Origin of the sequence: Bacillus sp. Brlt_9, assembly GCF_051948935.1 — a bacterium.
Classification (GTDB): Bacteria; Bacillota; Bacilli; order Bacillales; family Bacillaceae_G; genus Bacillus_A.
The window spans coordinates 460058-472663 of sequence record NZ_JAYJLO010000001.1 but is presented as its reverse complement, the minus strand read 5'-3'; the positions used below and the strand labels follow the sequence as shown (position 1 = coordinate 472663).

The 12606-nt window shown below is 34.8% G+C and carries 15 protein-coding genes; 3 read left to right on the top strand and 12 right to left on the bottom strand.

Annotated features, from left to right (window positions below):
- Window positions 1-103: 103 nt before the first annotated feature.
- Both VF726_RS02505 and VF726_RS02500 read right to left on the bottom strand, forming a co-directional pair.
- Window positions 104-934, bottom strand: coding sequence for a MerR family transcriptional regulator (locus VF726_RS02505; RefSeq protein ID WP_000925928.1), 831 nt, complete (start codon window positions 932-934; stop codon window positions 104-106).
- A gap of 96 nt (window positions 935-1030) precedes the next feature.
- Window positions 1031-2704: a ribonuclease J gene (locus tag VF726_RS02500; protein ID WP_071679351.1), complete on the bottom strand. Its 1674-nt coding sequence runs from the start codon at window positions 2702-2704 to the stop codon at window positions 1031-1033.
- A 331-nt stretch (window positions 2705-3035) separates the two neighbouring features.
- Here VF726_RS02500 and VF726_RS02495 point away from each other — a divergent pair, with 331 nt between their 5' ends.
- Window positions 3036-4199: a cation:proton antiporter gene (locus VF726_RS02495; protein WP_000393884.1), complete on the top strand. Its 1164-nt coding sequence runs from the start codon at window positions 3036-3038 to the stop codon at window positions 4197-4199.
- A 64-nt stretch (window positions 4200-4263) separates the two neighbouring features.
- On the opposite strand, the gene VF726_RS02490 is transcribed toward VF726_RS02495, so the two are convergent.
- The 8 genes from VF726_RS02490 to VF726_RS02455 all read right to left on the bottom strand — a co-directional run bounded on the left by VF726_RS02490 (window position 4264) and on the right by VF726_RS02455 (window position 10815).
- Entirely contained in the window at window positions 4264-4626 is a 363-nt protein-coding gene (locus VF726_RS02490) for a DUF3986 family protein (protein WP_139254166.1), read from the bottom strand.
- Window positions 4626-5975 carry an aspartate aminotransferase family protein gene (locus VF726_RS02485; RefSeq protein ID WP_440165580.1) on the bottom strand — a complete coding sequence of 450 codons (1350 nt, stop codon included), beginning with the start codon at window positions 5973-5975 and terminating at the stop codon, window positions 4626-4628. Before VF726_RS02485 ends, VF726_RS02490 begins: the two co-directional genes overlap by 1 nt.
- Before the next feature lie 180 nt (window positions 5976-6155).
- Window positions 6156-7706, bottom strand: a complete 1551-nt coding sequence (locus tag VF726_RS02480; RefSeq protein ID WP_242301165.1) for a solute symporter family protein — start codon at window positions 7704-7706, stop codon at window positions 6156-6158.
- 2 nt (window positions 7707-7708) lie between these two features.
- Entirely contained in the window at window positions 7709-8050 is a 342-nt protein-coding gene (locus tag VF726_RS02475) for a DUF485 domain-containing protein (RefSeq protein WP_242301164.1), read from the bottom strand.
- Window positions 8051-8297: 247 nt separating this feature from the next.
- Entirely contained in the window at window positions 8298-8927 is a 630-nt protein-coding gene (locus VF726_RS02470) for a sterol desaturase family protein (RefSeq protein ID WP_440165577.1), read from the bottom strand.
- Window positions 8928-9002: 75 nt separating this feature from the next.
- Complete coding sequence (locus VF726_RS02465; RefSeq protein ID WP_242301162.1) at window positions 9003-9296, bottom strand: cytoplasmic protein; 294 nt, start codon at window positions 9294-9296, stop codon at window positions 9003-9005.
- 19 nt (window positions 9297-9315) lie between these two features.
- Complete coding sequence (locus tag VF726_RS02460) at window positions 9316-9948, bottom strand: LysE family transporter (protein WP_000466560.1); 633 nt, start codon at window positions 9946-9948, stop codon at window positions 9316-9318.
- 138 nt (window positions 9949-10086) lie between these two features.
- Window positions 10087-10815, bottom strand: a complete 729-nt coding sequence (locus VF726_RS02455; RefSeq protein WP_440165575.1) for a YqcI/YcgG family protein — start codon at window positions 10813-10815, stop codon at window positions 10087-10089.
- Window positions 10816-11082: 267 nt separating this feature from the next.
- Here VF726_RS02455 and cspB point away from each other — a divergent pair, with 267 nt between their 5' ends.
- Window positions 11083-11280 (top strand): cold shock-like protein CspB, encoded by a 198-nt coding sequence (cspB, locus tag VF726_RS02450; RefSeq protein ID WP_001161731.1) that lies wholly within the window; start codon window positions 11083-11085, stop codon window positions 11278-11280.
- A gap of 119 nt (window positions 11281-11399) precedes the next feature.
- On the top strand, window positions 11400-11648 hold the full coding sequence (locus VF726_RS02445) for a DUF2564 family protein (RefSeq protein WP_000534395.1): 249 nt from the start codon (window positions 11400-11402) through the stop codon (window positions 11646-11648).
- A gap of 33 nt (window positions 11649-11681) precedes the next feature.
- Here the strand turns inward: VF726_RS02445 and VF726_RS02440 are convergent, their stop codons facing one another.
- Window positions 11682-11858, bottom strand: a complete 177-nt coding sequence (locus VF726_RS02440; protein ID WP_000358801.1) for a zinc-finger domain-containing protein — start codon at window positions 11856-11858, stop codon at window positions 11682-11684.
- A 12-nt stretch (window positions 11859-11870) separates the two neighbouring features.
- Window positions 11871-12530 (bottom strand): ribonuclease H family protein, encoded by a 660-nt coding sequence (locus VF726_RS02435; RefSeq protein WP_440165570.1) that lies wholly within the window; start codon window positions 12528-12530, stop codon window positions 11871-11873.
- Window positions 12531-12606: the final 76 nt, after the last annotated feature.

Genomic DNA, 12606 nt, shown 5'->3' with positions numbered 1-12606 from the left:
CCTTCAAGTTACTTGAAGGTCAATAGAGAATTTAAAAAATAGGTAACTTAATTATCGTGTTTAATACCAATTTGTAATGATACGAGTGCTACAACTTATTGCTTTATTTTTTCATTATAGGAATTTGAATTTCTGTTACTTGCTCCTCTGGATTTTCTGTTACAGACCAATCGATTAATCCAATCTCAATCGCATCTCCACTTACTTCATATCCTTCTTGATCAATGTATGCAAGTAATTCCTTATACGTTGCATCTGTTTCTTCATACGGTCCATGATGATAAGAACAAGCATATAAACCTTCCTTAATCTCATCTGAAGTATGCACTTCATACGGCATATAATCCAAAAGAATAAATACGCTACTATACGCTTGAAACTCATTTTGCATGAATCCTTTTTTCGAAACAGTTACACCAATATCTCCAGAAAATAGACTATCATCCATTTGTCTCATATTTTTTTGCAACGAATGGATGTAGTACTCAAACATGTCATCCGTCGTATTTGGAGCAACCGCAATTGCTGTAATTTTTCGACGCGGGATCTCTTTCATTACCATTTGTTTAGCTTTTGCTTTTGTTGCTTCCTTAATCAAATGAATTCTATGCTCCATTTTCGCCAAAGCATACTCAATTTCTCTTTGTTTTTTCAACATCATTTCTTGTTGTTTTTCCAACAAATTGAGTGCGTATGCCGGATTTCTTTCATCAATATATTTCTTAATTTCCTTTAATGGAATATTTAATTGGCGTAAAAACTTAATCGTATCTAATAGTGAAAATTGATCGATTGTGTAATAGCGATAATTTGTTTGTGGGTCCACAATCGACGGATGAAAAATTCCTTTTTCATCATAATAACGTAAAGTAGATTCCGCTATATTATGCATTTTTGCCATTTCTCCAATTGTAAAGCGTTTGTTTAATAACATCTTGTATTCCCTTCCATTTCTATTTATTTCATTATATGTTCATTCTGTTTTCAAAACAAAAAAGAATTCCCACAAGAGAATTCTTTTTATTCATTATTACACCTCTATAATTATAGGAAGAATCATCGGTTTTCTTTTCGTACTCGTATATATATACTTCCCTAAAGCTTCTCTTACTTCTCTTTTCAAAATACCCCAGCTATTCACTTTCTCTTTCTTTACATTATTAATCGTAATAACAGCTAATTTATTTAATTCCTTCAAAAATTCTTCTGAATCACGAACATAGACAAATCCACGAGAAATAATATCAGGACCTGAAATTATTTCTCCATCCACTTTATTAAAAGTAATAACTATAACGAGCATTCCATCTTCTGAAAGTTGTTTTCGATCACGTAATAATGCATTTCCAACATCACCAATTCCTAATCCATCTACATATATATTTCCTGCTTGTATTTTTCTCGATTGAATTGCCACTTGATTACTTATATCTACAACATCTCCATTACGAACGATAAAGATATTCTCTTTTTCAACACCAATTGATTCTGCTAACAAACTATGGTGATGTAGCATTCTAAACTCTCCATGAATTGGGATAAAATATTTTGGCTTCATTAATGTGAGCATTAACTTTAATTCTTCTTGATATGCATGACCAGATACATGGACTCCAGTAGAACTGCCTGATCCGTAAATCACTCTTGCCCCCAATGCAAATAAGTTATCGATAATTCGCGAAACATTACGTTCATTTCCTGGAATAGGAGTAGCAGCTATAATAACTGTATCTTCTGGTAAAATATCTACTTGTCTATAGTTTCCACTAGCTAAACGGGCTAAAGCTGCCATTGGTTCTCCTTGACTTCCTGTACAAAGTATTGCGACCTGCGATGGATCTAAATGATTTACCTCATTTGCTTCAATTAACATACCATCCGGAATATTTAGATAACCTTTCTCTAGAGCAACTTCTACTACATTTACCATACTTCTACCGAGCAAAGCCAGTTTTCGATTTGTTTTTATACAAGCTTCAACTATTTGCTGAACACGATTCACATTAGAAGCAAAAGTAGAAATAATCACTTTCCTATTTGCTTTCATAAATATTTCCTCTATCCGTTCCCCTACCGACCTTTCTGATGGGGTAAAGCCAGGTCGTTCTGCATTTGTACTTTCAGATATTAAAGCTAACACACCTTCACTACCTATTTTAGCCATTTTATGAATATCAGGATGTTGATTATTAACTGGTGTTAAATCAAATTTAAAATCACCTGTATGTACTATAGTACCTTCTGGTGTATGAAAAACAATACCGAGACAATCTGGGATACTATGATTCGTTTTAAAAAAAGTTGTCTTAATAGCACCAAAATCAATTTCTGATTCTGAATGAATAACGATTAATTCTGTATCATCTTGAAGGTTATGTTCCTTTAATTTAATTTCAATTAAACCTAACGTTAACTTCGTAGCATAGATTGGTACGTTTAGTTGTTTTAAAAAATATGGTATTCCGCCAATATGATCTTCATGTCCATGCGTCACTACTAATCCGCGAATTTTTTCTTTATTTTCTTGCAAGTATGTGACGTCTGGAATGATTAAATCGATTCCTAATAAACTTTCATCTGGAAATTTAGATCCACAGTCAATAACGACAATATCATTTTCAGATTGAATAACATACATATTTTTCCCAATTTCATTTACTCCACCTAAAGCAACAATAGACACGTTGTTTTTTAATGACTTCAAATTATAAACCCTCCTTTTCACAGTTATAACTCGTGAAATAGTATTTAGGCTTTATTATTCGTAATGAAAAAGGACTTCATACTATTTCATACATATAAAATTCACACGCTACTCTTATACCCATATCCCCTATAACACAGGTTCTCTCTAAAAAAGCTCCCATTTTTTCATTGATTTTTTGTAAAATCTATTATATATTAATTACAGGTTCAAATTACGAGTTCAAAAGAACTTGTAATCAGACCCTTTGTTTAATGGGTTTTACATATTTTCATTAGGCAAATTCCGAGAAATCGTATGATAAAAATAAAAATGATAAGGAGAGGATCCGATGGAATTCGAATTTTTCTTTCAAATTGCACTTATTTTATTAAGTACAAAGCTTGCTGGTGATCTTAGTGTTAGATTAGGTCAACCTTCTGTACTAGGTAAATTAATTGTCGGTATCGTTATCGGTCCAGCTGTATTAGGTTGGATTGAAAATTCAGAGCTTCTAACACAATTAAGTAATGTCGGTGTTATTCTTTTAATGTTTATGGCAGGACTTGAAACAGACTTAGATGAATTAAACGCAAATCGTAATTCTTCTTTAGCTGTTGCCCTTGGAGGTATCATTCTTCCGTTCGTAGGTGGTTACGTTTCTGGTCTTGTTATGGGAATGGAACAAGGAAATGCTGTATTTTTAGGATTACTTCTATGTGCGACAAGTGTTAGTATTTCCGTACAAACACTTCGCGATTTAGGAAAGATGAAAACACGTGAAAGTACAACTATGCTGGGCGCAGCTGTATTTGATGACATTCTTGTCGTTATTTTATTAGCATTTGCAATGAGCTTCTTAGGTACAGACGATGTTAACTTAACAATGGTTATCTTGAAGAAAGTTGTATTCTTCGCTTCTATTATTTTAATCGGATGGAAAGGTGTTCCTGCGATTATGCGCTGGTTATCACCGCTACGCGTATCTGAGTCTATCGTCAGCGCGGCTCTCATCATCTGTTTCTCATTCGCATATTTCGGCGAACTATTAGGAATTGCTGGTATTATCGGTGCTTTCGCAGCTGGTATCGCTATTTCTCAAACGAACTACAAACATGAAGTAGAAAAGAAAGTTGAACCAATCGCTTACGCTATGTTCGTTCCAGTATTCTTCGTAAGTATCGGTATGAATATTACATTTGACGGTATTGGCAATCAAATTTGGTTCATTCTAGCATTAACAGTAATCGCTGTATTAACGAAACTAATCGGATGTGGATTCGGTGCACGAATGACTGGATTTGACGCTAAGTCTTCAGCAATTATTGGCGCTGGAATGGTTTCTCGTGGTGAAGTTGCACTTATCATCGCAGGAACAGGACTTTCTTCCGGTCTACTAGCACAAGATTACTTTACAGCTATCGTTATTGTCGTTATTTTAACAACAATGATTACACCACCAATGTTAAAATACACTTTTGGTGCAAAAGATAAAGCAATGAAAGCAAGTAAATAAGTTTCATATGATAAAAGGAGATTGCTATCTTATAAGATAGCAATCTCCTTTTTTTGTTTTATCTTTAAACAAGCCCGTTCTTTTTTAACCATTTTTCAAAAATAATTCGCGCTTCATCATCATCAATATCATTACGAAATGAATACACCATAATGCCATAATCATCTATATATTCACCTAGCTTCATTTCCTCCACTTTCTTATAAAAATCGTCTACTTCATAGTGCGGAATATAAGCATCCCAAACTGGTTCATTTATTCTTTTGTACGCTGTCACTTCCAAATCATATCCATCTTCATAATATCCGATGTGATAATGTTGACTAGGATCATATTTCTTCATAATAGTTCCCCTCCCTTTGAAAAATTTATCATATTTCACTTTATAAACAAAAGCGAGCTGTATATTACAGCTCGCTCGATTCATTAAATACGTTCCATTGCTGTCTTCAACGTTCCCACAACGAAAGCAATCTCTTCACTTGAAATAATAAGCGGTGGTGCTAGCGTTAAAACGTTATTATACCCTGCTGTTGTCATACCGTTTCGTCCTATAATTAACCCTTTTTCTTTACAAGCATTTACCACACTTGCAATTTTGTCGTTATCAATTGGCTCTTTCGTCTCTTTATCATTTACTAGTTCAATTCCCACTAGTAGACCTTTCCCTCTAATATTCCCAACAAGTGGATGCTCCCCCATTTCTTCTTTTAATTGCTCTAATAAAAGAGAACCCATTTGTGCAGATCGCTCAATTAAATTTTCATTTTCCATAATTTCTAAGTTTTTAAGCGCTAATGCACAAGCTGCAGGATTTCCACCAAATGTATTAATGTGACGGAAGAATTCATATTCTCCCTTTCCTTTAAATTCTTCATATATTTCTTTTTTCACAGCTGTTGCTGATAATGGTAAATATGCACTCGTAATCCCTTTTGCCATTGTAATAATATCTGGTTTCACATCATAATTCATAAATCCAAATGCCTTTCCTGTACGCCCAAAACCGCAAATCACTTCATCGCTAATGAGCAAGGCACCGTGTTTTTGACACGTTTCATGAACAGCTTTCATATAGTCTTGTGGCGGCATTAAAATGCCTCCGCCCGTAATAATTGGTTCCATAATAAAAGCTGCAATCGTTTCACTTAATTCCCATGTCATAACACGATCTACTTCTTTCACACATTCTACATCATAAATGTTCTCTCTTTCTATTCCAGGCATACGATAGCAATCTGGCGGCGTTACATGTAAAAAACCTGAAGCAAATGGCTCATATTGATATCTACGCTGCGCTTGTCCCGTCGCTGCCATCGTTGCCATTGTATTTCCATGATATCCGCGGTAACGTGACATAAATTTATAACGATGCGGTTCACCTTTTTGAGCATAGTATTGCCTTGCTATTTTAAAAGCTGTTTCGTTCGCTTCCGAACCACTATTAGAGAAGAAAATAACATACTCTCCTCCAAGCCACTCATTTAATTTTTCTGCAAGCTTTATAGCCGGTTCATGCGATTGTGACATCGGAAAGTATGATAATGTTTGTAATTGCTTATAAGCCGCCTCTGCGAGCTCTTTTCTGCCGTATCCACTATTCACACACCAAAGACCGCTCATACCATCTAAATATCTTTTTCCTTGTATATCTTCAACCCAGCACCCTTCTGCTTTTGCCCCTACCATTGTACTATTTGGACTAAAGGGACGCATTCCGTGCCAAACATATTGCTCATCTTTTGCTAATAATTCATCAGTCTGTTTCGTTTTCATCATTTCTTCCACCTTCCATAACAACTTATTTTTCACAAAAGCTGCGCTGGTGCCATGATGGTTTAATTTTCTCCCTGCTTATTTTCATTCCACAAAATTAAGACAAAATCCTACTTACAATAAAGTAATATTTACAAGAAAAAAAGAGCTTTTCTTATATTTCGAAAAGCTCCTCTCTTTTTAATGGGATGATGCATCACTAATACCATGACCAGTATTAGATTTCACAAGAATTTCATCAAACTTCGCTGCATCTTCTTTCTTACTAGATAAAACAGTTCCTAAATATGCTGCAAGGAATCCAAGCGGAATGGAAATAATTCCAGGTGTCGTATATGGGAATAGCGCTTCTCCAACAAATATAGCTTTTCCAGCTACAGGGTTCCAGACATTTGGACTTAACGCTACGAGAACAATGGCTGATACAAGACCAACAACCATACCCGAAATGGCACCTGTCGTATTGAAGCGCTTCCAATATATTGTGAATAATATAACCGGCAAGTTTGCACTCGCTGCAACTGCAAATGCTAATGAAACTAAAAATGCTACGTTCAATGTTTGAGCAAATAACGCTAGTATAATGGATAATACCGCTACTCCAATAGACGCATAGCGAGCCATTGACACTTGCTCTTTTTCCGTTGATTTCCCCTTGCGGATAATTTCATTATAAAAATCATGTGCGAATGCGGATGCTGCTGTTAATACAAGACCTGCCACTACAGCTAAAATCGTTGCAAAAGCAATTGCTGATACGAAAGCAAATAAGAAATCTCCGCCCAACGCTTTCGCTAATAAAGGTGCTGCCATATTACCAGCAGGATTTGCTTTAATAATTGCTTCATTCCCTACAAATGCCGCTGCTCCAAATCCTAAGAAAATTGTCATAATATAAAATGCACCAATTAACCACGTCGCGTATACAACAGATTGACGTGCTGTTTTTGCATCACGCACTGTAAAGAAGCGTACAAGAATATGTGGTAATCCAGCTGTACCAAGAACTAGTCCTAAATTTAAAGATAGCGTATCAAGGCCATCTTTATACTTTACTCCTGGATTTAAAAACGAATCTTTTAACGGTGTAGCTGTCTTCATTTGCGCGAACATTTCAGTCACACTAAAATTAAATTTTGCGAAAACGATAACAGAAATAATAAATGTACCAGCCATAAGTAATACAGCCTTAACAATTTGTACCCAACTCGTCGCAGTCATTCCGCCAAAAATAACGTACACTGTCATTAATGTACCAACGATTAAAACAGATGTCGTATATTCAATCCCTAATAATAATTTAATAAGTGCACCAGCCCCAACTAATTGTGCAATCATATAAAAAATCGAAATCGTCATCGTATTAAGCGCTGCAACTCCGCGAACTTTTTTCGCATCAAAACGCGCCGCAATCATATCTGCTAATGTGTACTTTCCTAAATTTCGAAGCGGCTCTGCAACTAAGTATAATACAACTAAGTAAGCAACTAAGAAACCGATGCTATAAAAGAATCCATCAAACCCAGTTAACGCGATCGCCCCAGCTATACCAAGAAAGGACGCAGCAGACATATAATCTCCCGCAATGGCCAGACCATTTTGCCAACCAGTTAATCCCCCTCCAGCCGTATAAAACTCACTTGCATTTTTCGTTTTCTTCGATGCAAAATAAGTTATGACGAGTGTACCAAGTACGATGATTAAAAATAGTGCAAAAGCGGTTATATTCAAAGTCAGCCCCTCCCTTTTTGCATGTCTTGCAGAATGTTTTGTGAGATTTTATCAAAGGATTCCGCTTTTTTACTGTAAATCATACATAATGACCACGTCATAATAAATTGAGCAAATGCAAACACCCATGCCCACGTAACATCACCGAATGCTGGTGTATTGAGTACCTTTGAATACGATGTTAAAATAGGTAACGCAATAAAAAAGCTTAAAAAGAAAATACTCATTGGAACGATGAACTTCTTTTTCGTATTTAATAGCAATTGAAATTCTTCTGACTGAACAACCTCTGTATAATTCACCTCATTTTGCAACTTACGTGCTGACGTTTCATCTCGTTTCATTCTCTAATCCCCTCTCTTACTAAAAATACAATTCCCCCTTGCATGCCTAAAGACTAAATTTTATAAATATTCAGAAACTTATTTTCATTTTAGACAATCCATACATTCCTGCAAAGATTTTTCGATAGACATTTTTCGGCAATTTCCCCTAAGTTTTTAATATACTTTTTCAGCATAAAATTTGCGTACTTCACTTCCGCATCAGCCAAGCTTTCATACTCGTTATAACAAAATAAAAAAGTAGTGCTTAACGCACCACTTCTGTTTTTTTCTCTTTTTCTAAATTACGAGCTGTTTCGCTTAATTCAACATTTTTTCCATCTTTAAGCGTTCCAAATAGGAAATCGAATACCGGATTTGAAACACCGAACCAAAACTTTTCATTTTTATAATGGTGTAATATGTGCTGTTTTTTTAGCCATCGCCCAAACTTAGTAACGGGACGAATTGGCTTATGTGCAATATAATGTTTCCATTCATAAACGAGAAGCATAATAATCATTCCGATTCCGAATGAAAGTGTAATAGTAATGCTTTTTGTTATAGCGTATGATATAAGTAAATATATAGTAAAGCTCGGTATACTAAACCATACAGGTAAAAATAAAAGTTTTAAATCATCTGGATATACGTGATGATCATAATGTAATCTTCTTAACATTTTTAATAAAAATACGTTTTTAGGTGGTTTTAAGTGAAATAAAAACCGGTGTGTCATATATTCGTTAAGTGTATAAAAAACAATCCCAAACAAACACGCTAACATACCGATCCATGTGAAAAATTGCATTTTTAAAATAATGATGAAAACTAATAGAATACTATACATAATAACGATATCATGTTGTAAAAAGAACTCTTTCCCCACTCTCTTCATCTTCCTTCCTCCTTTTCCAAAAAAACAGCCGCAACTTATCGTTACGACTATTTCTTTTATTCTATTCTATTCACTTTACAAATTTGCCTGCTGCTCTATTGTCGAGAAAAAATTGTTCGATCCAAATATATTTTGCTTCGGAATAATATGTTCCACCGCAAATACTGTTACTTCTCCTCTTTGAACCTCTCCAATAATAAGCCCAAATATTTCATTATTTACCGCAAACGTCGGTTGCTTTGTTTGTAGTAATCTTGCTGCATTATGAAATACCGCTTCATATAGTGGATTTCTATCGGTAATTTCTTTTCGGATTTTTGGTGCTAACGTAATAATAATTTCTTTTCCGTCAATAGTGGTTCGATACATAAAAATCTCCCCTTCAATCTTATGTGAACAACTGTAAAGCTTTGTATGCAAAATGGATAGAATATCCTACTAAAATAATACCGGCTCCGGCTGTTATATAGCCTAATGCTTTTTGCTTTAATAATGTTCTGCCAAAATGGACAGAAAAAGCGATATTTAAATTCCACAAAATAATACCAACGATAATACAAAGGCTGTACAAAAAGGCTTCTTGTTTCGTTACCTTCGTAAGCAATGAGCTAAGTGTACTTCCGTATATACCAAACCAAAAAACAAGATTTAATGGATTGGATATCGCAATTAAAAAACCTGCCATAAACGATTGTTTCAGCCCACCTACCTCTTCTTTTTTATATTCCATATTCGAGTGGGAAATTCCTTGTTTTACACTTTGAAATCCTAAATAAAATAATAAGAAAAACCCTGTACAATACATAAAAGCTTGTACATATGTATACATAAACACAGAAGATAAACCGAAATAGATGAGAAGCATAAACAAAATATCTGCAGTCATTCCACCAATTCCAACAACCCACGCATGCCAAAAACCTCGTTCAATTCCTCGTTTTAACATTTCAATATTAATCGGGCCTACTGGTGCAGCTAATGAAATACCTAATACAATTTGTTGTATAATCGCTCCAAACATCGCTCTATCCTTTCTACTTCCTTTACTATTAAGTAATGATGTAATGATTAAAAATAGACTAGCTTTCATCAAAATATTTACTATTAAAATACCCTTTTTTATCCAAAATATGCAAAAGAGCCATCTAGATGATGGCTCTTACTTTTCTAACTTATGAAGAAAAGGACATTTTCCTTTTATCGGCTCTACATCGTCTCCTATGAAATATTGTTTCCATTCGCGATGATCCGGATCGCCATAATGACTAATGTTAGGATGCTTCGGCAGCTGATCCCACTTTTCAACCCGCTCGCGGACCGTTTGTCTTGAATATGCTCCTTTAGGACGATCCCCTTCTAATCCATCAAAGATGGTACGTGGTTGAAACCCAATAACGAGAGAATTTCCTAAATGTCTCGTTTTCCGTTGTTTATAAGCTGGCGCATTTCCAAATGCGAATATCGGTTCACCACCAAATGAAAATTCCCATAAGTAATGGTCTGGGTCTTCAGGAATTTGCTTCGGCCATGTTTGATCATCGTTTTCATGTAAATATTGTAGTACTTTCCAAAAGTAATCCCGATAATATTCCAGTGAGTGTTCCTCACATTCCGGTTCCACAAAGAGGAAAAATCCTCTTCTTACAATTGGGCGCTCTTTCATTAATTCTAAAAAAGATAACATTGTATGTGGCAAATGACTCCAATCATTATGAGAGAGGAAGGAATAACGAAGTTCATTCTTTTTCAAAGCTGTTAAGCCGAAATAACACGGGAAAGTTGGTTCTAGCACAACACTCGAAAAATTTTGAAATTCTTTTGTAACCCAATTCGGTATGTCCGTTCTCGTTCTCATTCCTTCATTATCTAATAAATAAGACTCATTCATTCATTCTTTCACCTCATTATGTATAGCATTCAATTAAGAATATTACATACTCGGCCTGTCCTATACCTATTTATAAATTCGGCTGAAAAATTATTTAAAAATACAAAAAAATAAAATCGCTTACTTGACTAAATTCTACCAATTCGTGTATATTTAAATTAATCATTTAGCAGAATATTCAAGATTATAGCATTTTTAGTTTATATTATCTTTTCAAATGAATTTCACTAAATGAAAAAAGCAAATGTTTTTAGGAGGAATTGTAACATGCAAGGAAAAGTAAAATGGTTTAACAACGAAAAAGGTTTTGGATTTATCGAAATGGAAGGCGCTGACGATGTATTCGTACATTTCTCTGCTATTCAAGGCGACGGCTACAAAGCTTTAGAAGAAGGTCAAGAAGTATCTTTCGATATCACTGAAGGAAACCGCGGACCTCAAGCTGCTAACGTAGTAAAACTTTAATCCAACATATGACAGGAGGTTACCTAACTTGGTAACCTCCTTTGTTATTCCTTTGTATATTTCCGTTTTCCAGAGCAAAAACTATGTGAAATGCGCAATATATAAAGGAGGAATTAACAATGGGATCAGAAGTAAATGATTTTGAAGAAGTAAAATTCCGTGTAGAAACAGCACAAAAAATGGTAGGATCAGCGACAATTTCAATGGATCCAGATACATTAGAGCATGCTACTACTGCTGTAGAAGCCGCTCGCTCCCAGCTTGAAATTATGAAGTCTGTGGCAACAGATTTAGATGAGCCCTTTTTAATGAATGAGGAAAAAAAATTAAGCAAATGCGAGCATCAACTAAACGAAGCTAGACACTAAAAAACATCCAGAGAATTTTCTCTGGATGTTTTTTCATGACAACTGTTCTCCATACTTTTTCAACGTTTCTCCAACTGTACATTGCCTAATACAAAAGGAATGAGCATAATACTTACTATTTGTCTTTCGATTATGTTCTCGCAAAAAACACCCTTCACAATACGTTTCTAATAAGTCATTTACCTCTGTAATGAGTTGCTTTTTATCCACCTTTGCACCTCTCTATTCGGTTATTTCTTTATGACTATCAATGACTGTTCCTTCTAATGCTTGCGTAGCTAATTGATGCGCTTCTTTATTTTGTTTTCTAGATATCGGCTCACATACAAGTTTTAATTTCATTTGCTTCGCTTTTTGTTCAATTTGATCTAAGTAATGATTTAAATGCTCATCATAACAAGGCCATTCTCCAGCCAATTGCTGCAGTACAACTTGAGAATCACCGCGAAGCGTAACTGCTTCATACTTAATTGCTAATTCCTCGAGTATATTCATTCCGTATAGTAATGATGCATATTCCGCTTCATTATTATCATATATACCTTCTATATATGCATTACGGCGAATTCGGTATTTTATATTTCCTTTTTTATAGTATACACATATACCTACTCCAGCTTCTTTCGTCTGTACATCATAACCACCATCAAAATAAATGAGTATTTCTTGTAGCTCTTCCTCCACTTGTTTACTCAGCTTTTTCATTTCTTTTAATGACCATTCTGCATCCATTTCATCATAAAATGATAGTTCTTTCACTCTTCCTGTTTTCTCAAAATCATCTGCAAATTGTAGTACATCTTCTATGTTCATATAATCTGTCGTTAATTCCGTCTGCAAACCACGCTTCGTTTTATACAACCAATGAATTTTATATTTCATACTAGATTCCCCTTATATAAGACTTCTTATATGTAGCCAGCTAATGAAAGCCTCACTTTATTTTATTATATTTTAT

What these genes read in the sequence shown, in the direction of transcription:
- VF726_RS02445 (WP_000534395.1), top strand. Translation starts at nt 11,400, where the DNA reads ATGGGATCAGAAGTAAATGATTTTGAAGAAGTAAAATTCCGTGTAGAA.
- VF726_RS02435 (WP_440165570.1), bottom strand. Translation starts at nt 12,530, where the DNA reads ATGAAATATAAAATTCATTGGTTGTATAAAACGAAGCGTGGTTTGCAG.
- VF726_RS02495 (WP_000393884.1), top strand. Translation starts at nt 3,036, where the DNA reads ATGGAATTCGAATTTTTCTTTCAAATTGCACTTATTTTATTAAGTACA.
- VF726_RS02490 (WP_139254166.1), bottom strand. Translation starts at nt 4,626, where the DNA reads ATGAATCGAGCGAGCTGTAATATACAGCTCGCTTTTGTTTATAAAGTG.
- VF726_RS02455 (WP_440165575.1), bottom strand. Translation starts at nt 10,815, where the DNA reads ATGAATGAGTCTTATTTATTAGATAATGAAGGAATGAGAACGAGAACG.
- VF726_RS02470 (WP_440165577.1), bottom strand. Translation starts at nt 8,927, where the DNA reads ATGAAGAGAGTGGGGAAAGAGTTCTTTTTACAACATGATATCGTTATT.
- VF726_RS02465 (WP_242301162.1), bottom strand. Translation starts at nt 9,296, where the DNA reads ATGTATCGAACCACTATTGACGGAAAAGAAATTATTATTACGTTAGCA.
- VF726_RS02485 (WP_440165580.1), bottom strand. Translation starts at nt 5,975, where the DNA reads ATGAAAACGAAACAGACTGATGAATTATTAGCAAAAGATGAGCAATAT.
- VF726_RS02475 (WP_242301164.1), bottom strand. Translation starts at nt 8,050, where the DNA reads ATGAAACGAGATGAAACGTCAGCACGTAAGTTGCAAAATGAGGTGAAT.
- cspB (WP_001161731.1), top strand. Translation starts at nt 11,083, where the DNA reads ATGCAAGGAAAAGTAAAATGGTTTAACAACGAAAAAGGTTTTGGATTT.
- VF726_RS02460 (WP_000466560.1), bottom strand. Translation starts at nt 9,948, where the DNA reads ATGTTTGGAGCGATTATACAACAAATTGTATTAGGTATTTCATTAGCT.
- VF726_RS02505 (WP_000925928.1), bottom strand. Translation starts at nt 934, where the DNA reads ATGTTATTAAACAAACGCTTTACAATTGGAGAAATGGCAAAAATGCAT.